The sequence below is a fragment of the Sinorhizobium sp. KGO-5 genome, from assembly GCF_036245905.1.
Lineage (GTDB): Bacteria > Pseudomonadota > Alphaproteobacteria > Rhizobiales > Rhizobiaceae > Sinorhizobium > Sinorhizobium meliloti_A.
The window spans coordinates 1595766-1617244 of record NZ_BDIZ01000001.1 but is presented as its reverse complement, the minus strand read 5'-3'; the positions used below and the strand labels follow the sequence as shown (position 1 = coordinate 1617244).

21 protein-coding genes are annotated in these 21479 nt (G+C 62.4%); 12 read left to right on the top strand and 9 right to left on the bottom strand.

Annotated features, from left to right (window positions below):
- Positions 1-8: 8 nt before the first annotated feature.
- Positions 9-1502 (bottom strand): leucyl aminopeptidase, encoded by a 1494-nt coding sequence (locus tag BHD07_RS07655; RefSeq protein ID WP_338278852.1) that lies wholly within the window; start codon positions 1500-1502, stop codon positions 9-11.
- An 81-nt stretch (positions 1503-1583) separates the two neighbouring features.
- On the opposite strand from BHD07_RS07655, the gene BHD07_RS07650 reads away from it, so the two are divergent.
- The 7 genes from BHD07_RS07650 to rsmA all read left to right on the top strand — a co-directional run bounded on the left by BHD07_RS07650 (position 1584) and on the right by rsmA (position 9555).
- On the top strand, positions 1584-1790 hold the full coding sequence (locus tag BHD07_RS07650; RefSeq protein WP_338278850.1) for a hypothetical protein: 207 nt from the start codon (positions 1584-1586) through the stop codon (positions 1788-1790).
- Between the two features lie 25 nt (positions 1791-1815).
- On the top strand, positions 1816-2988 hold the full coding sequence (gene lptF / locus BHD07_RS07645) for an LPS export ABC transporter permease LptF (RefSeq protein WP_100672115.1): 1173 nt from the start codon (positions 1816-1818) through the stop codon (positions 2986-2988).
- A complete protein-coding gene (gene lptG / locus BHD07_RS07640; protein WP_100672114.1) occupies positions 2985-4067 on the top strand; it encodes an LPS export ABC transporter permease LptG in 1083 nt (360 codons plus the stop codon). The genes lptF and lptG overlap by 4 nt, the downstream gene beginning before the upstream one ends.
- Entirely contained in the window at positions 4067-6412 is a 2346-nt protein-coding gene (locus BHD07_RS07635) for an LPS-assembly protein LptD (protein ID WP_100672113.1), read from the top strand. Before lptG ends, BHD07_RS07635 begins: the two co-directional genes overlap by 1 nt.
- A 330-nt stretch (positions 6413-6742) precedes the next feature.
- Positions 6743-7693 carry a peptidylprolyl isomerase gene (locus BHD07_RS07630; protein WP_198516721.1) on the top strand — a complete coding sequence of 317 codons (951 nt, stop codon included), beginning with the start codon at positions 6743-6745 and terminating at the stop codon, positions 7691-7693.
- Between the two features lie 9 nt (positions 7694-7702).
- The gene (gene pdxA / locus BHD07_RS07625) at positions 7703-8731 is read left to right on the top strand and encodes a 4-hydroxythreonine-4-phosphate dehydrogenase PdxA (protein ID WP_338278847.1); all 1029 of its coding nucleotides are present in this window, start codon (positions 7703-7705) and stop codon (positions 8729-8731) included.
- Positions 8731-9555: a 16S rRNA (adenine(1518)-N(6)/adenine(1519)-N(6))-dimethyltransferase RsmA gene (gene rsmA, locus BHD07_RS07620; protein ID WP_338278845.1), complete on the top strand. Its 825-nt coding sequence runs from the start codon at positions 8731-8733 to the stop codon at positions 9553-9555. Before pdxA ends, rsmA begins: the two co-directional genes overlap by 1 nt.
- Positions 9556-9669: 114 nt before the next feature.
- Here the strand turns inward: rsmA and gmk are convergent, their stop codons facing one another.
- The 7 genes from gmk to fabD form a co-directional block, all read right to left on the bottom strand.
- Positions 9670-10329: a guanylate kinase gene (gmk, locus tag BHD07_RS07615; RefSeq protein WP_018094665.1), complete on the bottom strand. Its 660-nt coding sequence runs from the start codon at positions 10327-10329 to the stop codon at positions 9670-9672.
- A gap of 3 nt (positions 10330-10332) precedes the next feature.
- Positions 10333-11220 (bottom strand): YicC/YloC family endoribonuclease, encoded by an 888-nt coding sequence (locus tag BHD07_RS07610; protein WP_338278843.1) that lies wholly within the window; start codon positions 11218-11220, stop codon positions 10333-10335.
- 247 nt (positions 11221-11467) lie between these two features.
- Positions 11468-12667 carry an endolytic transglycosylase MltG gene (mltG, locus tag BHD07_RS07605; protein WP_100672109.1) on the bottom strand — a complete coding sequence of 400 codons (1200 nt, stop codon included), beginning with the start codon at positions 12665-12667 and terminating at the stop codon, positions 11468-11470.
- Between the two features lie 324 nt (positions 12668-12991).
- Positions 12992-14257, bottom strand: coding sequence for a beta-ketoacyl-ACP synthase II (gene fabF / locus BHD07_RS07600; protein WP_338278841.1), 1266 nt, complete (start codon positions 14255-14257; stop codon positions 12992-12994).
- Positions 14258-14562: 305 nt separating this feature from the next.
- On the bottom strand, positions 14563-14799 hold the full coding sequence (locus BHD07_RS07595; protein WP_003531676.1) for an acyl carrier protein: 237 nt from the start codon (positions 14797-14799) through the stop codon (positions 14563-14565).
- A gap of 336 nt (positions 14800-15135) precedes the next feature.
- Entirely contained in the window at positions 15136-15873 is a 738-nt protein-coding gene (fabG, locus tag BHD07_RS07590) for a 3-oxoacyl-[acyl-carrier-protein] reductase (RefSeq protein WP_018094661.1), read from the bottom strand.
- Between the two features lie 24 nt (positions 15874-15897).
- A complete protein-coding gene (fabD, locus tag BHD07_RS07585; protein WP_338278817.1) occupies positions 15898-16842 on the bottom strand; it encodes an ACP S-malonyltransferase in 945 nt (314 codons plus the stop codon).
- A 336-nt stretch (positions 16843-17178) separates the two neighbouring features.
- Between fabD and BHD07_RS07580 the strand changes: the two genes are divergently transcribed.
- A complete protein-coding gene (locus tag BHD07_RS07580; RefSeq protein WP_338278815.1) occupies positions 17179-18222 on the top strand; it encodes an aldo/keto reductase in 1044 nt (347 codons plus the stop codon).
- A 26-nt stretch (positions 18223-18248) separates the two neighbouring features.
- Here BHD07_RS07580 and BHD07_RS07575 read toward each other — a convergent pair whose 3' ends face one another.
- Positions 18249-18581 carry a four-helix bundle copper-binding protein gene (locus BHD07_RS07575; protein WP_100672105.1) on the bottom strand — a complete coding sequence of 111 codons (333 nt, stop codon included), beginning with the start codon at positions 18579-18581 and terminating at the stop codon, positions 18249-18251.
- 343 nt (positions 18582-18924) lie between these two features.
- Here BHD07_RS07575 and rpsF point away from each other — a divergent pair, with 343 nt between their 5' ends.
- The 4 genes from rpsF to rplI all read left to right on the top strand — a co-directional run bounded on the left by rpsF (position 18925) and on the right by rplI (position 21404).
- The gene (gene rpsF, locus BHD07_RS07570) at positions 18925-19374 is read left to right on the top strand and encodes a 30S ribosomal protein S6 (protein WP_018094657.1); all 450 of its coding nucleotides are present in this window, start codon (positions 18925-18927) and stop codon (positions 19372-19374) included.
- A 25-nt stretch (positions 19375-19399) separates the two neighbouring features.
- Entirely contained in the window at positions 19400-19648 is a 249-nt protein-coding gene (rpsR, locus tag BHD07_RS07565) for a 30S ribosomal protein S18 (RefSeq protein ID WP_003531693.1), read from the top strand.
- Between the two features lie 193 nt (positions 19649-19841).
- Complete coding sequence (locus BHD07_RS07560; RefSeq protein WP_100672104.1) at positions 19842-20795, top strand: DUF2232 domain-containing protein; 954 nt, start codon at positions 19842-19844, stop codon at positions 20793-20795.
- 33 nt (positions 20796-20828) lie between these two features.
- The gene (rplI, locus tag BHD07_RS07555; RefSeq protein ID WP_018094655.1) at positions 20829-21404 is read left to right on the top strand and encodes a 50S ribosomal protein L9; all 576 of its coding nucleotides are present in this window, start codon (positions 20829-20831) and stop codon (positions 21402-21404) included.
- Positions 21405-21479 lie beyond the last annotated feature (75 nt).

Genomic DNA, 21479 nt, shown 5'->3' with positions numbered 1-21479 from the left:
GCCAACGGTCACGATTCGTAGTTCGCCCGCACCAGCTGGTCGAGGAGACGAACGCCGAAGCCCGAGCCCCATGACTGATTGATCTCGTCGGTCGGCGAGCCCATGGCGGTGCCGGCGATGTCGAGATGCGCCCAGGGGGTGTCCTTGACGAAGCGTTTCAGGAACTGCGCCGCGGTGACAGAGCCGCCGTGCCGGCCGCCGGTGTTCTTCATATCGGCGAACTTGCTGTCGATCATCTTGTCGTATTCCTTGCCGAGCGGCATCCGCCACAGTCGCTCCTGCGTCGCCAAACCGGCGGCGAGCAACTGCTCCGCCAGCCGGTCGTCGTTCGAAAACAGCCCCGCGTAATGATTGCTGAGCGCTACCATGATCGCGCCGGTCAGCGTTGCCAGATCGATCATCAGCTGCGGCTTGAAGCGATCATTGCAGTACCAGAGGGCATCGCCGAGGACGAGCCTGCCTTCGGCGTCGGTGTTGATCACCTCGATCGTCTGCCCGGACATGGACGTCACGATGTCGCCCGGCCGCTGGGCACTTCCGTCCGGCATGTTCTCCACGAGCCCGATGATACCTATGGCATTGACGGCTGCCTTGCGCGCGGCAAGGACATGCATGAGGCCGGTCACTGCCGCCGCTCCGCCCATATCGCCCTTCATTTCCTCCATGCCGGAAGCGGGCTTGATCGAAATGCCGCCGGTGTCGAAGACGACCCCCTTGCCGATGAAGGCGACCGGCCTTTCCTTGGCCTTTCCGCCCTTCCACTGCATGACCACCAGCCGCGGCGGACGGGACGAGCCTTGCGCCACGCCGAGGAGTGCGCCCATGCCGAGCTTCTTCATCTCCCGCTCGGTCAGTATCTCGACATCCACGCCGAGTTTTTCCAGTTCCTTCGCGCGCGCCGCGAACTCGACGGGGCCCAGCACGTTGGCGGGCTCGTTGACGAGATCGCGCGCCAGAAACACGCCTTCTCCGACCGCCTGGGCCGTCGTGAAGGCCTTTTTCGCTGCGATCACCGTGCCGGTGACGATGGTGACCTTGACCGGTTTCTGCGCCGCCTTCGGCTCGTCATCCGATTTCCGGGTCTTGTAGCTCTCGAAGCCGTAGGCATTCATTTCCATGCCAAGGGCGAAATCCGCAGCTGCCTTGCCGGTCACTTCGAGCCCCGGCGCATCGAGGAAAACCGTGATCTTTTCGGCAGACCGCGATTTCGCAGCCGCGGCGCCACCGGCCTTCAGCCAGTCGTGATCGCCGACGCCGCCCGCGTCCCCGAGGCCGAGCAGGACAATCCGATCGGCCGGCGAGCCGTGCGGCGCAATGACGTCGAGAGTCGAGAGCGCCTTGCCAGTGAACTTCCCGACCTTCGCCGCCTTCGCCAGGACGCCCTCCGGATCGGCGACAGCCGCCCCGGCCGCTTCCTTGGCGCCCGCAACCTGCAGGAGTATCGCGACGCCGCCGGCCGGGCGGTGGGATTTGCTGAAAGAAAACTCGAATTTCATCGGCATGCAGGACTCCAGGCACTTTCTGACGGTGGCGCCCGGCCTGTTACCGGACGGCTACAGTGACCGACATTCGCGACGTCGGCGGTGATCGAAGCTGTGGGGCGCACCCTTCTCGCTTTTCAGGCGCTTGGCAAGATGCTCGCACATGTTTACATGCGGTTAACCGAAATTCTTCGGCTTATATTTTCCCTGTTGTCGCAGATTCCGATTCGCGGCACGGGGACGAAGACGGCCATCTCGGCCGGCAAGAAATTGCGCGCTCGTCCGCAACCGAACGGCATACGAATTTGAGCAGGACCTTGGACCGGATACGGCTATGAAGCTCATCGAACGCTACATATTCCGGCGCGCCACGATCATGTTCCTGGCGACGCTCCTGCCGTTGATGGGCATCGTGTGGACCACGCAGGCGCTCACCAATGTCAACCTCGTTACCGACAGCGGTCAGTCGATCATCGCCTTCCTGAAGCTCGCGACGCTGATTCTGCCCTCGGTCGTGCCGATCATCCTGCCCTTTGCCCTGGTGATCGGCGTGACGCAGACGCTGAGCGCGATGAACACCGATTCAGAGCTTACGGTGCTCAGTGCCGCCGGCAGTTCGCGCATGTCCATCATCCGGCCGGTGATGTTTCTCGCGGCAGGACTGAGCGTCCTCTCCTTCGCCATCGACAATTTCGTCGAGCCTTATTCGCGCGTTGCGGTACGCAAGATGATCGCGACGGCCCATGCGGATCTGCTTGCCTCCGTCGTCCAGGAGAACGCATTCCGCAAGATTACCGACGGGCTTTACGTTCAGGTCGGCGCCCGCCGCAGCGGCGGCGTGCTGCAGGGCATCTTCGTCGCCGATGCGCGCGATCCGAATTTCGAACTCGTCTACTATGCGCGCGAAGGAGCCGTCGACGAGGAACGCTCCGCGCTGGTGATGAAGGACGGAGAGGTCCACCGCAAACTGCCGGACGGCGACGTTTCCATCATCAAGTTCGACTCCTACGCCTTCGATCTGACCGACCTGACCAGGATGGCGGGAGAGGCCAATATCCGCGCCAAGGACCGCGATCTCTTCTATCTGCTTGACCCCGATCCCGACGACGAAGCCTACAAGAGAGCTCCGCGCGCCTTTGCGGCGGAGCTGCACCGGCGCTTCACCGAATGGACCTTTCCGCTGCTCTTCGGCCTCATTGCACTGGTCGTCAGCAGCGATGCCCGGTCGCATCGCGAAGCACGCGTGCACCCGATGGTCAGCGCTCTTGGAGCGGCTCTGGTCATCCGGTGGATGACGTTCTACGCGGCCAACAGCGCCGAAGATTCGGTATGGTTCGTGCCGCTCATGTATTTGATCCCGCTGGTGACGGGAGCGCTTGCCATACAGCAGCTTGCCAGCAACCGGCGCCTCGACATCCCCATGACCTGGCAGGAAAAGCTCACGGACCTCATGGTCAGGCTACGGCTCGTGCGGCCGGCGGGCGCCGACGGGGAGCAGCCCTCATGATTTTCAACACGCTCGGACGTTATTTCTTCAAACGTTATGCACGCACCACGTTTTGGTTCCTCGTCGGCATTTTCGCGCTGATCTTCATCATCGACTTCAGCGAACTGACCAGCCGCATGTCGAACCTGCCACATTACACGGTGTCGGGCGCGCTGCTGATGACCGCGTTCCGCATTCCGACGATTCTGCAGCAAACGGTGCCCTTCGTCGCGCTTTTTGCGGCGATGGCGGCGTTGATCTCCCTTAACCGGCGCTATGAACTCGTCGTAACCCGGGCGGCGGGCATTTCGGTCTGGCAATTCCTGCGTCCGTTCGTCGTCGGCGCCCTGCTCTTCGGCGTGCTTGCCGTGGTCGTGATCAACCCGCTTGCCGCCTGGGGAACCAAGAAGGCGGAAGCGCTGGAGGCGGAGTGGGGCTCCACCCGTTCAGCCGCCGCGAACTCGATTCCCTGGCTCCGGCAGATCTACGACGGCACCGACACGATCATCGGCGCACGCTCCGTCCAGAACGGCGGCACCGAGCTGATCAACGTGACCGTTATCCACTTCGATCCACAGGGCTCAATCACGCTCCGGCAGGATGCGAAGTCGGCGAAACTCGAAGATGGTTACTGGCTTCTTAACGGCGTCGTCGAGACGGAGGTCGGGCGCCTGCCGCGTCGTATGGAAACGGCACAGCTTCGCACCAACCTGAAGCCGGATTTCGTCCAGGAACGTCTGGCGAAGGCTGATTCTATTCAGTTTTTTGACCTTCCGCGGAAAATCGAAGTGGCACGGTCCTTCGGCTTTTCCACCAACGGCCTGGAAACGCAATTTCACTCTCTCATGTCGCTGCCGCTGCTGCTCGTCGCCATGACGCTGATCGCCGCCTGCGTCTCGTTAAAATTTAGCCGGTTCAACCAATCTCGATCGGTGATTCTCGGTGGAATCCTGTCGGGCTTCGTGCTTTATGTCGTCACCGTGCTTGTCAAAGCATTCGGGAGCAGCGGCATTGTGCCTCCGTTCGTTGCAGCCTGGCTGCCGGTTGTTGTAGCAATGGCGCTGGGCTCGACGATTCTACTGCATCAGGAGGATGGCTAGTGGCGGCAGGCAACCGCAAACGCATGAAGCTTACCAACGCTGCCCTGCTTGCAGGCGTGGCGCTGCATATGCTTGCCATCGGAATGAATGCGCCAGCCAAGGCGCAGGATGCAGGGACGCGAATCGACGAACTGCAGCCGAATATTCCTGCCGACGCCAAGCTGCTGCTGACCGCCAATGAGCTCGTCTACAATCGCGACACGGAAAAGGTGACCGTACGCGGCAATGTGCAGATCGAATACGGCGGCTACAAGATGGTGGCCCGGCAGGTCGATTACGACCAGAAATCCGGCCGCATCCTCGCGACCGGCGACATCCAGCTCATCGAGCCGGGCGGCAACATCGTTTATGCCGACAGAATGGACGTCACCGACGACTTCGGCAACGGCTTCGTCCAGGCCCTCAGGATCGAAACGACGGATCTGACGCGCCTGGCGGCGGAAACCGGCGAAAGACGCAATGGCGAGGAATTCATCCTCAACAAGGCTGTCTACACCGCATGCACGCCGTGCAACACCAAGCCGGAACATCGCTCTCTGTGGCACATCAAGGCCCAGCGAATCATTCAGAACGGACGCACCCGTACCATTCGGCTCGAGCACGCCTATTTCGAGCTCTTCGGCAAGCCGATCGCCTACATTCCGGTGATGGAAATCCCGGACCATACGGTCAAGCGCAAGAGTGGCTTCCTGTTCCCGCAGTTCCGCTACACGCAAAAGCTCGGCGCCGGCGTAGGAGTGCCGTACTACTGGGCGATCTCGCCCTACATGGACGCGACGATCACCGGCACCGGGCTGACCCGCCAGGGTTTTCTCCTTGAAGGTGAGTTCCGGCAGCAGTTCCACAACGGCCTGCATACGCTGAACGTCGCCGGCATCAGCCAGCTGGACAGGGAGCAATTCACACCGGGAACCGTGGACGCGCTGGAAACCAATCGCGGCATGATCGCTTCGCGGGGCAAATTCGAGATCAATCCGCGCTGGAGCTTCGGCTGGAACGTCCTCGTCCAGTCGGACAACAACTTCGCCAAGACCTACGATCTGTCGACCTTCGACGGCACGACCTATGTGAACCAGGCCTATCTCACGGGCCTTGGAAAACGCAATTATTTCGACCTGCGGGCCTTCTATTTCGACATTCAGGATGCCGACCCAAACAGCCTCGACGAAAACAAGCAGCCGATCGCGCAGGTCCTCGACTATTCCTACACTGCACCGGAGCCGATCCTGGGCGGCGAACTCAACGCCGATTTCAACCTTACCAACATCAAGCGCAACCGGCTCGACAGGATAAACGTGCTGGGGGTCGAGCGCTTCCGCGGCCTCGAGGGTACCTCGCACAGGCTCACCGGCGAACTCGAATGGAAGCGAACCTTCATTGCGCCCGGCGGACTTGTGCTGACACCGCTGCTCGCGGCACGCGGCGATGCCCTCGGCATGAATGTGGATGACCCGGTCGGTTACACCGGCAACTTCAGCAGCAGCGATGCCGAGACCCGTAGAATGTTGACCGCCGGTCTCGAGGCACGCTATCCGATCCTCTTCGCTGGAGAGACGAGCACCCACGTTCTCGAGCCAATCGGGCAGCTGTATGCGCGTCCGGACGAGCAATATGCGGGCGGACTGCCGAACGAAGACGCGCAGAGTTTCGTCTTCGACGCGACCAACCTCTTCGATCGCGACAAATTCTCCGGTTACGATCGCATCGAGGGCGGTACGCGCGCGAATATCGGTCTGCGCTATACTGGAAGCTTCGACAGCGGCTTCGGCCTGCGCGCCATAGCCGGCCAGTCGTTTCACCTTGGCGGCCTCAATTCCTTCGCGACGGACGATCTCGTCAAGGTCGGGGCGGATTCGGGCCTCGAAACCGACAGTTCCGACTATGTCGCCATGTTGGGTATCGATGCCCCGTCGGGTCTGATGGCGAGCCTCTCCGGACGGCTGGACGAAAGCGACTTCTCGCTGCGCCGGGCCGATGCAACGGTCGGCTATCTCGGACTGAACTGGCAGGCCGCTCTCACCTATACGCGGATCGAAGCCCAGCCGACCTATGGCTCACCGTTCGATCAGGACGAAATCCAGACCGCTGCCGCCTACCGGTTCCACGAATATTGGTCGGTTTTCGGCGCGGTGACCTACGACATCGACGCGGGCGTCGTCTCCCGCAACGGCCTCGGCATCACCTATGACGACCAGGACACGCTGTTCTCGATCGTCTACAAGCAGGAGCGGGACACCGACAGTTCGCTTGCGAACGATTGGTCGATCGGCGCCCGCATCAGCTTCCGCACGCTCGGTGACGTCTATGTCGGCGACACCAAGTTCGACGAACTGGACTACTTCTAGAGCGTTTGAAACGGCGCACTTCCGGACGGAAACCGTTCCACGTTTTTCCTGGGAAGTGCTCTGAAGTGGCCATGTTCCGCCCTCGCCGCATCGGCCCGATCGGAATCGACCTTCGGAAAGGACGGTTTCATAAGTTGAAGCGTCCTTCCGGCGTCGGCTCCGGCGTGAATCGATCATGCGGTCTTGTCATTGTTTGGCCGCATGTATTATGCATTTCCCTCGCATTGACACCTATGACGCCGCGCGACTTGCGGGGCGCGTAGAGCTCGCCGTAGCAAGGCAGTGTGGCAACTGAAGCCGCCGGCAACGGGAGGCAGAACGAACAGGGGAATGATGATGGGCGGGAAAAACGCGATCGTGAGGTTGCTTTCGGCGGTTGCACTGGCGGGTGCGCTGAGTGTCGCAGCGGGTACGGCTACCACGGCAATGGCGGCGAGTACCGTGGAGGCGGTCGTCAACGGCACCGTGATCACCTCAGGCGACGTAGCCAAGCGGGTCGCTTTCCTTCGGCTTCAGAGGCAAAGCGGCGGCGCGGCCGAAGCCAAGCAGCAGCTCGTCGACGAGGTACTGAAGCGCGCCGAGATCGCGCGCGTTCAGCAGTCCGTCAGCACGGAGGAGGTCGATGCCGCCTTCGCGCGTTTCGCCGCCGGCAACAAGCTTTCGCCGGAGCAGCTCGGCAAGATCCTTGACCAGGCCGGCGTCGGCATCGATCATTTCAAGCAGTATATCGCAGTCCAGATGAGCTGGCCGCGTGTCGTCAACTTCCGCTACGGCAGCGCCAGCCGCCTTTCCGGCGGCGACCTCGTCAAGCGCATGATGCAGGGCGGCGGCAACAAGCCGGTCACGACGGAATATTTCCTGCAGCAGGTCATCTTCGTCATTCCCGAATCGAAGCGCGGCGCCATCACGGCAAAGCGGCAGGCTGAAGCCAATGCCTCGCGCTCGCAGTTTCCAGGTTGCGACACCTCAAAGGCCTTCGCGGCGAACTACCGCGACGTTTCGATCCGCAGCCTCGGCCGGATTCTGGCACAGCAGCTGCCCGAGGATTGGAAGCCGCTCGTCGAAAAGGCCGGCGACGGCATGACGACGGGTACGCGCGTTACCGAGAAAGGCGTCGAATATCTGGCAATCTGCAAGAAGCGGCAGGTCAACGACGACGCCGCCGCCGAGATCGTCTTCCGCGCCGAGGATCTCGGCAAGAAGAAGGCCGAGGGGGAAGACCCGAACAGCGCCAAATATCTTGAAGAACTGCGCTCGAAGGCGCAGATCGTCAACAAGTAACGAGCCGGTATGAGCGAGACGAGCATCGGGCCGGTCGCCCTCACCATGGGCGATCCGGCCGGCATCGGCCCGGACATCAGCCTCTCCGTATGGGCGAAGCGGGCCGATCGGACGACACCGCCGTTTCTCTATGTGGGCGATCCGGCGGTACTCGCCGCCCGTGCCAAGCTCCTGGGTCTGACCGTGCCGATATGCGAGACCGATTGTCTCGGGGCCGTCGCCGCTTTCCGGCAGGCGCTCCCCGTTTGGCCGATCCGCTCCCCTGCCCCCGTGGTTCCCGGTAATCCCGATGCGGCGAATGCTTCCGCCGTAACCGATGCGATCGACACCGCCGTCCGGCTCGTGCTGGCGGGAGAGGCGTCCGCCATCGCCACCAATCCGATTGCCAAGGCAGTGCTCTACGAGGCGGGGTTCCGCTTCCCGGGCCACACCGAATATCTCGCGGATCTCGCCGCGCGCGCAACGGGCGTTGCCGCCCTGCCGGTGATGATGCTCGCCGGGCCGAAGCTGCGCGCGGTCCCGGTCACGATCCATATCCCGCTCAAGGACGTTCCAGCCGCGCTGACGCCGGAGTTGATTTACGAGACCTGCACGATCACCGCGGCCGACCTCAGGAGCCGTTTCGGCCTGCCGGCGCCGCGCCTGGCGATTGCCGGTCTCAATCCGCATGCGGGCGAAGGCGGCGCGCTCGGCCGCGAGGACGATGCCGTCATCCGCCCCGTTATCGATCGGCTGCGCGCCGAGGGGCTGGACGTCGTCGGCCCCTTGCCGGCGGACACCATGTTTCACGATCGCGCGAGAGAAAGCTACGACGTCGCCATCTGCATGTATCACGATCAGGCATTGATCCCGGCCAAGGCGCTCGGTTTCGACGACAGCGTCAATGTCACGCTGGGCCTGCCCTTCATCAGAACCTCTCCGGATCACGGAACCGCTTTCAGTCTGGCCGGGAAAGGGATCGCGCGCGAGGAAAGCCTTCTTGCGGCACTGCGGCTTGCAGAAGAACTTGCCCGCAACGCCGGCAGGACGAAGCGCTGATGGCGGCTCTCGACGGTCTGCCGCCGCTACGCGACGTCATCCAGCGCCACGGTCTCGACGCGAAGAAGGCGCTCGGCCAGAATTTCCTCCTCGATCTCAACCTTACCCAGAAGATCGCGCGCACCGCCGGTCCGCTGGAGGACGTGACGGTGATCGAAGTCGGTCCGGGTCCCGGCGGCCTTACACGGGCGATCCTCGCTCTGGGGGCCAAGAAGGTCGTTGCGATCGAGCGCGATTCGCGCTGCCTGCCGGCACTCGCCGAGATCGGCGCCCATTATCCGGGGCGGCTCGACATCATCGAGGGCGACGCATTGAAGGTGGACTTCGAATCGCTTGCCGACGGCCCGGTGCGCATCATCGCCAATCTACCCTACAACGTCGGCACACAGCTTCTCGTCAATTGGCTGCTGCCAGGGCACTGGCCGCCCTTCTGGCAATCCCTGACGCTGATGTTCCAGCGCGAGGTCGGCCTCAGGATCGTCGCCGGCGCCGATGACGATCACTACGGCAGGCTCGGCGTCCTCTGCGGCTGGCGTACAAAGCCGCGTCTGGCATTCGACGTGCCGCCGCAGGCCTTCACACCGCCGCCCAAAGTGACGTCGACGGTCGTCCATCTCGAGCCTGTCGAAGCTCCGATCCCCTGCTCGCCCGCGGTCCTGGAGAAGGTCACCCAGGCAGCCTTCGGCCAACGGCGCAAGATGCTCCGCCAGAGCCTGAAACCCCTCGGTGGCGAGGCGCTGCTTGCAAAGGCGGGCATCGATCCGCAACGCCGCGCGGAAACCCTGACTGTGGAAGAATTTTGCCGACTGGCCAATTGTCTGTAGAGTCGGACGCTTGCGACAGCGCAGGAACGAGCCCGCAGCCGCCGGTTGTCTTCCCCCTCATACGCCTGCCGGCCCCCTCTTCCCGCAAGGCGGGCGAAGGGATAAGCGGCGCGTTCAGAGTGGATTTTCCGTCAGCAGTCCGTTGACGAATTCGAAGAGGCCGGGGCGCCGGTCGCGGCGAAGGCGCTCGGCTTCGACGATCGCCCTGACGGCGGAGAAGGCCCGGTCGAGATCGTCGTTGACCACGATATAGTCGTATTCGCGCCAGTGCTCGATTTCGGCGCGCGAATTAGCGAGCCGCGTCGCGATGACCTCTTCACTATCCTCGGCGCGCCGATGGAGCCGCGACTGCAGCTCCGCCATGGACGGCGGCAGGATGAAGATCGATACCACGTCGCCCGCCATTTTTTCCTGCAGCTGCTGGGCGCCCTGCCAGTCGATGTCGAAAAGCATGTCCCGCCCTTCGCCCATCGCCTTCTCGACGGCGTCACGCGGCGTGCCGTAGTAATTGCCGTGCACTTCGGCCCATTCGAGCAGCGAGTCCGTTGCCCTCAGTGCCTCGAACTCTCGGATCGACTTGAAAAAATAGTGCCGCCCCTCGATCTCGCTCGGCCGCCGCGAACGCGTCGTCACGCTCACTGAAATGCTCAAGTCCGGATCGGCTTCGAGCAGGTTGCGGGCGATCGTAGACTTCCCCGCACCTGAGGGCGAGGAAATCACGAGCATCAGCCCGCGACGAGCGATCTTGATGGGCGAAACGGTCGCCGGTTTCATATCCTACTCCAGATTCTGAACCTGTTCGCGGAACTGGTCGATCACGACCTTCAATTCGATACCGGCAGCAGACACGGCAGCGGCATTCGATTTCGAACAGATGGTATTCGATTCTCGGTTAAATTCCTGTGCAAGGAAATCGAGCTTGCGTCCGACCGGCCCGCCCTTTGTCAGGAGGTCGCGGGCAGCGCCGATATGGGAACTCAGCCGATCGAGTTCCTCCCGAAGATCGGCCTTCGTCGCAAGCAGCGCGACCTCCGCATGCAGCCTTTCGCGGTCGATGCCGGACGCGTTGGCCATGATCACCGAAACCTGCTGCACCAGCCTGTCGGCGATCGCCTGCGGGCTGCGGGACGGATCGTTTTCGACTACCGCGGTCAGCTTCTCGATGCGCTCCACCTGGGCGAGCAGCACCTGCCCGAGCGCCTTGCCCTCGTCTTCCCGCATCGTCCGCAGATCGGCGAGCGCGCCTTCCAGGCCGGCGAGTATCTCCGCGTCGCGTTCCGCGCGCTCGTTCTCGCTCTCCTCCGGCTCGCGGAAGTCGACAATGCCGCGAATGGAAAGCAGCGTATCGAGTTTGAGCGGCGCCGGATCGACGACATCGCCCAATCGTTCGCGAAGCTTCAGGACGGCGGCGAGCGCCTCCTCGTTGAGAACTGCCTCGGCCGAAACTTCCGTACCGCTCAGTGAAAGGCCGACCTGCAGGTTCCCTCGCGAGAAGTACTGCGAGGCGAGACGTCGGCAGTCGGGTTCGATACGTTCCAGTCCCGGCGGCAGGCGAAGCCGCATGTCGAGACCTTTGCCGTTGACCGAACGGAGTTCCCAGGCCCAGCGATACCGTCCGGTGCTCCCCTCTTTCCTGGCAAAGCCGGTCATCGATTGGAGCGGCATCGTTTCCTCCGTTGGCAGTGATTCGTTAAAGTGACAACGATTTCTGTACCTCCGAGGGAGGCACGACATTGTCGTTGAGGGAAGCACTATGGCGACAGCGCCGAACTCCGCAAGGAATATCCGCGCGGCGGCGAGCCCGTCCACATGAGGCTGAGGCGCGCCGCATTTAATTCATGCGGCGCGCCTCAGGTTTTGCTTTCGTGCATTGTCGTTATCCCAAACCGCTGCGCGGTTTTGGCGACCTGTATTATTGCTGGGTTCCGGTCTGCGTGACGGCATCCTGTGCCGCCTCGATGGCCTTCGCCGCCTCCGCTGCCCTCTCCGCCTCGATCTTCCGCCAGCGCCGCACATTGGCATTGTGCTCGTCGAGCGTCTCCGCAAAGACGTGTCCACCGGTGCCGTCGGCGACGAAGTAGAGTTCGGGTGTGCGCGACGGATTGGCGACGGCTTCGAGCGCCGCCCGGCCCGGATTTGCGATCGGCGTCGGCGGCAGACCTTTGATGAGATAGGTGTTGTACGGCGTCTGCTTGTCGAGGTCGGACCTCAGGATCGCCCGGTCGGCGGGTTTGCCTTCGCCCCCGAAGATGCCGTAGATGATGGTTGGATCCGACTGCAGCCTCATGCCCTTTTCCAGGCGATTGATGAACACGGACGCGACCCGCGGTCGCTCGTCCGCGCGGCCGGTCTCCTTCTCCACGATCGACGCAAGAGTTACGAATTCCTCTATGGTCGACACGGGAAGATCCGGATCCCGCTTCTCCCAGATCTGCTGCACCAGCGCCTCCTGGGCAGCGGTCATCTGCTTGATGATCTCGTTACGGTCGGTTCCGCGGGTGAACTTGTAGGTGTCCGGCTTCAGGGAGCCTTCGGGCGGCAGCTCCGCCGGCAGATCGCCGACAAGAACCGGATCGTCGGCAAGCCTGTGGAACATCTGCTTCACGGTCAAACCCTCGGGCAGCGAGACGGAGTAGAGGATCGACTTGCCGGATTTCAGAAGCTCCATGATCTCCTGCATCGATGCATGCGCCTTGATTTCGTATTCGCCGGCCTTGAGCGTGTCATTGCTCAGATAGGCTTCCGAAACGAACCGGAATACGCGGCTGTCGGTAATGATCTCGTTGCGCTCCAGGTTGCTGGCAATCTCGCTGATGCCCGCGCCGCTGCGAACGATGAAGTTCTTGTTCGCCTCCAAGGGACCCGGCTTCTCGTATTCGTGCATGGCATAATAGACGGCCCCGGCGGCCGCGAGTGCCACGAAGACGACCACAGTCATGACGAAGTTGAGAAAGATGACGACTTGGCTGCGCGCCTTGCGTGAACGCTTCGGCGGATGGGGAACTCTTTCGGGACGCAGCGCTTCGTTGGCCGACTTCGGAATGATCGGCCCGTTGCTCCCGGTTTCATTGCGGCCGAATTGCACCGCGCTGTTATCGTTTGAGTCGCTCACGATTATCCCGATTCCGAAATTCGCAACCTTTTCAAACCGCCGCCGGTGCGAATTTCGGATTAGACCGGCGACCAGTGAATGTTACGGCGGCCTCTGCGGCTCCGGTGAAAGAGCGGCCTGCCCTGCGATGAATATCCTACATTTACCAGATGTGGCTTGCGCGAACATAGCCCTTGGCGGCGGCCCCGAGTCGTCGCCACTCCAGCGACAGCTTGTAGCGAGCATTGCGGCAAAAAGCGGGATCGCGGGTCGATGCAGATCGGAAGATCTGCCCGAATTCCGCTTACCTTGGCAACCCGTTTCGCAAGACGCCCGCTCGAGGGATCAATGGCCGGTGTAACGGCGCAGAATCAGCGACGCGTTGGTGCCGCCGAAACCGAACGAGTTCGACAGGGCCACATTGATCTCGCGCTTGCGCGCGACATGCGGCACCAGATCGATCTTCGTCTCGACGGATGGGTTGTCGAGATTGAGCGTCGGCGGGGCGATATTGTCGCGAATTGCGAGCGCCGAGAAGATGGCCTCGACCGCGCCGGCCGCTCCGAGCAGATGCCCGATGGCCGATTTCGTCGAGGACATGGAGATCCTCGAAGCGCTTTCTCCGACCAGCCGCTCGACCGCGCCGAGCTCGATCGTGTCGGCCATCGTCGATGTTCCGTGGGCGTTGATATAGTCGATGTCAGCAGCCGTGACGCCCGCGCGCTTCAACGCCATCTGCATGCAGCGGTAAGCGCCTTCGCCGTCTTCGGACGGAGCGGTGATGTGGAAGGCGTCGCCGGACAGACCGTATCCGATCACTTCGGCGTAGATCTTGGCACCGCGCGCCTTTGCGTGCTCCAGTTCTTCCAGAACGACGACGCCCGCACCTTCGCCCATGACGAAGCCGTCACGATCGGCGTCATAGGGCCGCGAGGCCTTTTCAGGATTGTCGTTGTGCTGGGTCGAGAGCGCCTTGCAGGCGGCGAAGCCTGCGAGCGATATCCGACAAATCGGAGATTCCGTACCACCGGCAACCATCACGTCCGCATCCCCAAGCGCGATCAGCCGGCTGGCGTCGCCGATCGCATGCGCGCCGGTCGAGCAGGCCGTCACGACGGAATGGTTGGGACCGCGCAGCTTGTGGCGGATGGAAACCTGACCGGCTGCGAGATTGATCAGCCGGCCGGGAATGAAGAACGGGGAAATACGCCGCGGACCCTTGTCGCGCAGGGTGTAACCCGCATCGACGATACCTTCCAGCCCGCCGATGCCGGAGCCGATCAGGACGCCGGTCGAAATCTGGTCTTCGTCGCTTTCGGGTTTCCAGCCGGCATCCGCCAGCGCCATATCGGCAGCGGCCATCGCATAGACGATGAAAGGATCGACCTTGCGCTGTTCCTTGGGCTCCATCCAGTCGTCGGCATTGAACGTACCGTTGCTGCCATCGCCGAAGGGAATGCGGCAGGCAATCTTGGCGGGAAGGTCCTCGACCTCGAACTCGGTGACCTTGCGGGCTGCATTGTCGCCGGCCAGAAGACGCGCCCAGCTGACTTCGGTTCCGCAACCCAGAGGAGATACCATGCCGGTACCGGTGATAACGACACGTCTCATACCCGTGACCCACCCTGACTGTTCAATTCAACCGCCGGACCGGACCACGCGACGATCGCGACCCGCGCATGCATTGCAAATCTCGTTACAGCGTCGTGAAGACGCGCAAAGGTCGCTTTGACCTTATGGTTCCTTGCATGTTCTTGTCCCTGGACGGACTCCAATCAGGAGACATGCAGTAGTGACGACCAGAGGGAAAGGCGGGACGCTTTACCGATCGCAACCCGCAGTGAATGCAGGCCAGCCCACTGCCCCAGGGCTGAACGGGCCGCGAGTGCGGCCCGCCAATGACTCAAGCCAGAAGGTCAGGCCTGGGCTTTCTCGATGAACTTGACGGCGTCGCCGACGGTGAGGATCGAATCTGCAGCGTCGTCCGGGATTTCGACACCGAATTCTTCTTCGAATGCCATGACCAGTTCGACGGTGTCGAGCGAGTCCGCGCCGAGGTCATCGATAAAGCTTGCGCCTTCGCTGACCTTTTCGGCGTCGACGCCAAGATGATCAATAACAATTTTCTTCACGCGTTCTGCGATATCGCTCATGTCGGAGTTCCTCGACCTTATGTTTCTCTACGGCGCTGTTACCGGCACCGGCACTCTATCACGCCTGATAGACCAAGTTGGTCCAACGGGCAATCCATCCAACCGAAACCGCGGAAACCTAGGGCAACAAGAGCTGCCGGACACCTGGCCGGAACGGTCGACTGCGCGCAGTCATGGCCCGATTAACACGGTTTATGCCTGCCGCAAAGTGCGAAAATGCCCGATATTCCCTTGGTCAACATTGATTTTCAGGCATTTGGCACAAACAAACGAAGAGGCTGATCGGAGCTCGCGGCACAGGCCGAAGACCAAGGTACCGCACACTCCATCGCCTCGTCAGATCATCGCCATGCCGCCGTTGACGTGGATCGTCTGACCGGTGACGTATCCCGCTTCGTTCGAAGCGAGATAGGCGACGGCGGAGGCGACCTCGGCTCCGCTTCCCATCCGCCGCATCGGGATCGCAGACATGATCCCTTCCTTTTGCTTGTCGTTCAGCTTGCCGGTCATCGCGCTTTCGATGAAGCCCGGCGCGACGCAGTTGACCGTGACGTTGCGGGTGGCGATTTCCTGTGCAAGCGACTTGGAGAAGCCGATCATGCCGGCCTTCGAGGCACAGTAATTCGCCTGCCCCGGATTGCCGGTGACGCCGACCACCGAAGTTATGTTCACGATGCGGCCGAAGCGACGGCGCATCATCGGATGCGTGAGCTCCCGCGTCAGCCGGAAGACGGCCGTGAGATTGACTTCGATGACGTTGTCCCAGTCTTCGTCGCTCATGCGGACGAAGAGCCCGTCCTTGGTAATGCCGGCATTGTTGACGAGGATGTCCACGCCGCCGAGATCGGCCTCCGCCTTTTCACCGAGCGCCTTGACTTCCGCGCGGTCGGAGAGATTTGCCGGGAATATCTGAACCCGTTCGCCGAGGGTGTTGGCAAGAGCTTCGAGCTTCTCGACGCGGGTACCATGCAGTCCGACGACGGCGCCCTGAGCATGCAGCATGCGGGCGATTTCCTCGCCGATACCACCGGAAGCGCCGGTAACGAGAGCCTTGCGGCCTGAAAGATCGAACATGGATTTCTCCTTATAGTAGGGCGCTCAGGCCAAGAGGACGGCAAGCGCCGCTTCGATATCGGCGGGGGAATTGACGGCGATGCCGGTGACGGTCTTGTCGATCCTCCGGGCAAGTCCCGTCAGGACCTTGCCCGAGCCGATCTCGTAAAGCGTCGTCACGTCATGGGCCGCAAACCACTCGACCGTCTCGCGCCAGCGCACCTGCCCGGTCACCTGCTCGACAAGCAGTCGTGCGATGTCGCCCGCGTCGCTTACCGGCGCGGCAAGCACGTTCGCGACGACCGGCACCACGGGATCGCGCTTCTCGACCGTTGCGAGCGCCTTGCGCATGGCTTCGGCGGCCGGTGTCATCAACGCGGAATGGAAGGGGGCGGACACGGGCAGCATCAGCGCGCGCTTGGCATCCTTCTGCGATGCGAGAGCCGCGGCCTTCTCCACAGCCGGCTTCTCGCCCGAGATCACCAGCTGGCCGCCGCCGTTGTCGTTGGCGATCTGGCACGAGCCGAGCGATGCGGCGTCGCGGCAGATCGCTTCGACATCGTCATGCTCCAGACCGATGATCGCCGCCATCGCGCCCTTGCCGACGGGCACGGCCGCCTGCATGGCATCGCCGCGAATGCGCAGAAGACGCGCCGTGTCGGCGAGCGAGAAAGTACCGGCGGCACAGAGCGCCGAATACTCCCCGAGCGAGTGGCCCGCAACGAAGGAAACCTTGCGCTTGAGATCGACGCCCTTGGCCTCGAGCACGCGGATGACCGCCATGGACACCGCCATCAGCGCCGGTTGCGCATTCGACGTCAGCGTCAGCGTGTCCTCAGGCCCGTTCCACATGATGTCGGAAAGCTTTTCGCCGAGCGCCTCGTCGATCTCGGCGAAGACGGCGGCAGCCTCCGGAAAGGCCTCGGCCAGATCCTTGCCCATGCCGACGGCCTGGCTACCCTGACCGGGGAACGTGAATGCGGTGCTCATCAAGAGTGCCCCTTCCATGGGTCGCGGCTGGTTCGGAGCAAGCCAGTAACCGTGACCGTTTCAATTGCGCGGGCGGGTGCAGATGAACCGCCCGGACCTTTGGCGCCGCCCCGCATTTTCCTCTCCATTCACATTCCTGAACCGCAAGTCAAGCGCGGAAGCCGCGCTTCGCCGGCTGGTTACGGTCTTTTGCCCTTGATCTTCGCCAATCAAGGCTTAAGTTTGCCCCGCTTTGCCGCCGCGCCGTTCCGGAACTTCCCGGGCTGCGGCCAACCGTCATTTCCAAGGCGGAGCGCCTTCCTCCCATGGGCGCTAACCCGCCCCACAAGGAACGTCATGCGCTACAACAAACTCGGCCGCACCGGCATCAAGGTTTCGTCCATCTGTCTCGGAACGATGACGTGGGGCTCGCAGAACACGCCGGCCGAGGCCCATGAACAGCTCGACTATGCCTTCGATCATGGCGTCAACTTCATCGATACGGCCGAACTCTATCCGACCACACCGCTTTCAGCGGAGACCTACGGCAACACCGAGCGCATCATCGGCGATTGGCTGGCCGCACGCGGCCGCCGTGACGACGTGGTGGTTGCAACCAAGGTCGCCGGCTCCGGCCGTGCCTACATCCGCAATGGCGGCCCGGTCACCCCGCAAGGGATCGGCGAAGCGGTCGATGCGAGCCTCGCGCGGCTCAGAACCGACTATATCGACCTTTATCAATTGCACTGGCCCAACCGCGGTCATTACCACTTCCGAAACGCCTGGTCCTATGACCCTTCCCACCAGAACAAGGAGGAGGTTGCAGCTGATCTCAAGGCCATTCTGGACAAACTCGGCGAACTCGTCAAAGCGGGCAAAATCCGCGCGGTCGGCCTTTCGAACGATACGGCCTGGGGCGCGATGAAGATGATCGACCTCGCCAACAGATACGGCTTCCCGCGCGTCGCAACGATCCAGAACGAGTACAGTCTGCTCTACCGCAGCTACGATCTCGACCTGGCGGAAGTGTCGCACCACGAAGATATCGGCCTGCTCGCCTATTCGCCGCTGGCGGCCGGGCTGTTGAGCGGAAAATATCTGGACGGGGCCAGGCCGGCCGGATCGCGCCTGTCGATCAACGGCGACCTCGGCGGCCGCTACACGCCGCATCAGGAGCCCGCCGTCGCCGCCTATGCCGCACTCGCCCGCGAACACGGTCTTGACCCCGCTCAAATGGCGATCGCCTTCTGTCTCACGCGCCCCTTCATGGCCTCGGCCATCATCGGCGCCACGTCCATGGAGCAACTGAAGAATGACCTCGGCGCCGCCGACGTCACTCTCTCCCAGGACGTGATGAACGGCATCCGGCGGCTGCACCGGCTCTATCCGGCGCCGATCTGAAACACTCTCCCGCCGGAGCGGCGGCTTCATGCCGCCATCTGGCGGCAGCTCTCGGCACAGCGCCTGCAGGCGTCGACGCAATCGCCCATGTCGCCGATGCGCTCGCAGTCGTCCGCGCACTCCGCACAGATCTCGGCACATTCGCCGCACAAGTGCTTGTGGTGCGGCGTACCCAGCAGCATGAAATGCGCCGCGTCCCTGCAAATTTCCGCGCAGGCCATCATCAACCGGAAGTGCGGCGGCTCGGTATGCTCGCCGCCGGTCTCCAGGCAATGCGTCATCGCCGTCGAAAGGCAGACGCGATAGCAGGCAAGACAATTCTCGATGCATTCCTGCATCTTCGGATCGAAGGGGGCCATTTTCTTCTCCCGGATGGGTGGGAGCCCACTCAACAGCGCAAGGGCGCTTTTGTTCCGGATGAGTGCAGCCGGGAGGCCAATCCGACGAGAGCGCTTGCATTTCGGGTGAAAACCCGTATAAGCGCGCTGTTCGAAACGCCCGGTCTTCTGGCTGGTGGCTGAACGGAGGGCCGGTTTCCATTCGGAAACCGCGAGGAATGTAAGGCATTCCGGCCTCCCGTGTCTCCGCTCTCGACCGTCTCGATACAACACTTTCTTGCCGGCTCTTAGTGGCCTCTAAGAACAGTCGTTGAGGCTTAGCCGCCGAGGTCCGGGCTGATTAACGCAAGAAAGGCAAGCCACAATGGCTCTTTATGAACACGTATTCCTCGCTCGGCAGGACATCACGCCGCAGCAGGTCGACGCCCTGGTCGAGCAGTACAAGGGTGTCATCGAATCGAACGGCGGCAAGGTCGGTCGGGTCGAGAACTGGGGCCTGAAGTCCCTCACCTACCGCATCAAGAAGAACCGCAAGGCTCACTACGTCCTCATGGACATCGATGCCCCGGCACCGGCCGTGCACGAAGTCGAGCGTCAGATGCGCATCAACGAAGACATCCTGCGCTACATGACGATCGCCGTCAGCAAGCACGAGGAAGGCCCGTCCGCGATGATGCAGAAGCGCGACCGCGACGATCGTCCGCGCCGCGACGGCGACCGCCCGGACCGTGGCGGGTTTGGCGACCGTGGTCCGCGTCCGGACCGTGGCGACCGCGATGACCGTCCGCGCCGCCCGCGCGAAGACCGCGCTTAACAAGAAGCTTTAGGAGATAAAGACAATGGCTGAAGTTTCTTCCGCTCCGGTACGCCGTCCGTTCCACCGTCGCCGCAAGACCTGCCCCTTCTCGGGCGCAAACGCTCCTCGGATCGACTACAAGGACGTCCGTCTCCTGCAGCGCTACATTTCCGAGCGCGGCAAGATCGTGCCGTCGCGCATCACGGCCGTTTCCCAGAAGAAGCAGCGCGAACTCGCCCAGGCGATCAAGCGCGCCCGCTTCCTCGGCCTGCTGCCCTACATCGTATCGTAAGGCGGCCGGCGCTCCGTTGATCGGTTGACTCAACGGAAACCAGCTTCGATCGAGGCGCGCTTTCAAGTGTGCCTCGATCCCTCCCTTCCGCGGTGGGCGCGGATCGGAAACGCGCCGGAACGGCGCGCAAATCCCATGTTGGGGCAATGGCCGGACGGCCGCCCCTAACTGCATCTCAAGCAGGACAGCGAACGTGAAGAACTGGAACAGGACATCGCTGCTGACCGGCGTTCTCGCCGGCATTACCGCCGCCCTCTTGTCGATGGGCGCGAATACGCAGTCGTCTCTTGCGATCGTTCTCTACGCCGCCTCCGCGCTGCCGATCCTGATTGCGGGTCTCGGTTGGGGAAACGCCGCCGCCATCGCTGCCATCGTGGTCGCGGGCGGGGCAGCAGTGGCACTCGTGTCACCCTATTTCGCACTGCTGATCGTCGTCGTGACGCTCGTCCCGGCCGGCTGGCTCAGCCACCTCTCCAATCTTGCGCGCCCGGCTTCCGAACTCGGCGGTCCCGAGGGTTCACTCGCCTGGTATCCGCTCTCCGACATCCTCGTGCATCTTGCCGGACTGGTGACGGTCGGCATGATCATCGTCGGCTATATCGTCGGATACGACGCGAGCGTCTCCGACATCATGGTCGATATGGTGGTCGAGGCGATAAAGGCGCAGGAACCGCTCTACAATCCGGATGCCGCGGCGATCGCTCAGCTCAAGTCGATATTCACGCTGGCGCTGCCGCTGGTGCAGGGTGCCATCTGGGTATTGATGCTGTTCGCCGCCTACTATCTCGCGACCCGCATCGTGCAGCTGTCCGGCAAGGCGCTTCGGCCGCGGGAGGACGTTCCCTCTTCGCTCAGGATGCACCGCAACGCCATCTTCGTTTTTCTCGGCGGCCTGGCCCTCACCTTCTTCGGCGGGGCGCCGGCTGTGATCGGTGCGCTCGTCTGCGGTACCTTCGGCGCCGGCTTCCTGCTGTCGGGCTTCGCCTCTTTTCATTTTCGCACGCGCGGCAAGTCCTGGCGGCTTCCCGTGCTGTGGATCGCATACCTGTCGGTGTTCGTCTTTACGATTCCGGCTTTCTTCTTCCTCCTGTCCGGCTTGATCGATACGCGCCGCGCCATCGCACTCACGCCCACGGGAAAAAACTGACCAACGAAACGAACAAACTGAAAGGAAATCAAAATGGAAGTCATTCTCCTCGAACGCATCGCCAAGCTCGGCCAGATGGGCGAAACCGTAAAGGTTCGCGACGGCTTCGCGCGCAACTACCTGCTGCCGCTCGGCAAGGCGCTCCGCGCCAATGCCGCCAACAAGGCCCGTTTCGAATCCGAGCGCTCGACGCTCGAAGCCCGTAACCTCGAGCGTAAGTCGGAAGCCCAGAAGGTTGCCGATTCGCTTGACGGCAAGTCCTTCATCATCGTCCGTTCCGCTGGCGAGACCGGCCAGCTTTACGGCTCGGTTGCCGCCCGCGACATCGTCGAGACGCTGGCTGCCGAAGGCTTCAACATCAACCGGAACCAGGTCGACCTCAACCAGCCAATCAAGGCTATCGGCCTGCACAAGGTCACGCTGCACCTGCACGGGGAAGTCGACGTGGCGATCGAAATCAACGTCGCCCGTTCGGCCGAAGAAGCCGAGCGCCAGGCCAAGGGCGAAAGCCTGACCTCGGCCGATGCCATCTACGGCGTGGACGAAGACGCCCTGAAGCCGGAAGATTTCTTCAACCCGGAAGCCGAGATCGAGTCCGAAGAAGAATAAGTCCCGAGCGGACCTCAAGGAAAGAAGCCCGGATCCGATCGGATCCGGGCTTTTTGTTTGCGGGCGATTCCTTGC

Bases quoted from the DNA above. Each gene is read 5' to 3' on its own strand.
- BHD07_RS07655 (WP_338278852.1), bottom strand. From the start codon at position 1,502: ATGCCGATGAAATTCGAGTTTTCTTTCAGCAAATCCCACCGCCCGGCC.
- lptF (WP_100672115.1), top strand. From the start codon at position 1,816: ATGAAGCTCATCGAACGCTACATATTCCGGCGCGCCACGATCATGTTC.
- lptG (WP_100672114.1), top strand. From the start codon at position 2,985: ATGATTTTCAACACGCTCGGACGTTATTTCTTCAAACGTTATGCACGC.
- BHD07_RS07630 (WP_198516721.1), top strand. From the start codon at position 6,743: ATGATGATGGGCGGGAAAAACGCGATCGTGAGGTTGCTTTCGGCGGTT.
- pdxA (WP_338278847.1), top strand. From the start codon at position 7,703: ATGAGCGAGACGAGCATCGGGCCGGTCGCCCTCACCATGGGCGATCCG.
- rsmA (WP_338278845.1), top strand. From the start codon at position 8,731: ATGGCGGCTCTCGACGGTCTGCCGCCGCTACGCGACGTCATCCAGCGC.
- gmk (WP_018094665.1), bottom strand. From the start codon at position 10,329: ATGAAACCGGCGACCGTTTCGCCCATCAAGATCGCTCGTCGCGGGCTG.
- BHD07_RS07610 (WP_338278843.1), bottom strand. From the start codon at position 11,220: ATGCCGCTCCAATCGATGACCGGCTTTGCCAGGAAAGAGGGGAGCACC.
- fabF (WP_338278841.1), bottom strand. From the start codon at position 14,257: ATGAGACGTGTCGTTATCACCGGTACCGGCATGGTATCTCCTCTGGGT.
- BHD07_RS07595 (WP_003531676.1), bottom strand. From the start codon at position 14,799: ATGAGCGATATCGCAGAACGCGTGAAGAAAATTGTTATTGATCATCTT.
- fabG (WP_018094661.1), bottom strand. From the start codon at position 15,873: ATGTTCGATCTTTCAGGCCGCAAGGCTCTCGTTACCGGCGCTTCCGGT.
- fabD (WP_338278817.1), bottom strand. From the start codon at position 16,842: ATGAGCACCGCATTCACGTTCCCCGGTCAGGGTAGCCAGGCCGTCGGC.
- BHD07_RS07580 (WP_338278815.1), top strand. From the start codon at position 17,179: ATGCGCTACAACAAACTCGGCCGCACCGGCATCAAGGTTTCGTCCATC.
- BHD07_RS07575 (WP_100672105.1), bottom strand. From the start codon at position 18,581: ATGGCCCCCTTCGATCCGAAGATGCAGGAATGCATCGAGAATTGTCTT.
- rpsF (WP_018094657.1), top strand. From the start codon at position 18,925: ATGGCTCTTTATGAACACGTATTCCTCGCTCGGCAGGACATCACGCCG.
- rpsR (WP_003531693.1), top strand. From the start codon at position 19,400: ATGGCTGAAGTTTCTTCCGCTCCGGTACGCCGTCCGTTCCACCGTCGC.
- rplI (WP_018094655.1), top strand. From the start codon at position 20,829: ATGGAAGTCATTCTCCTCGAACGCATCGCCAAGCTCGGCCAGATGGGC.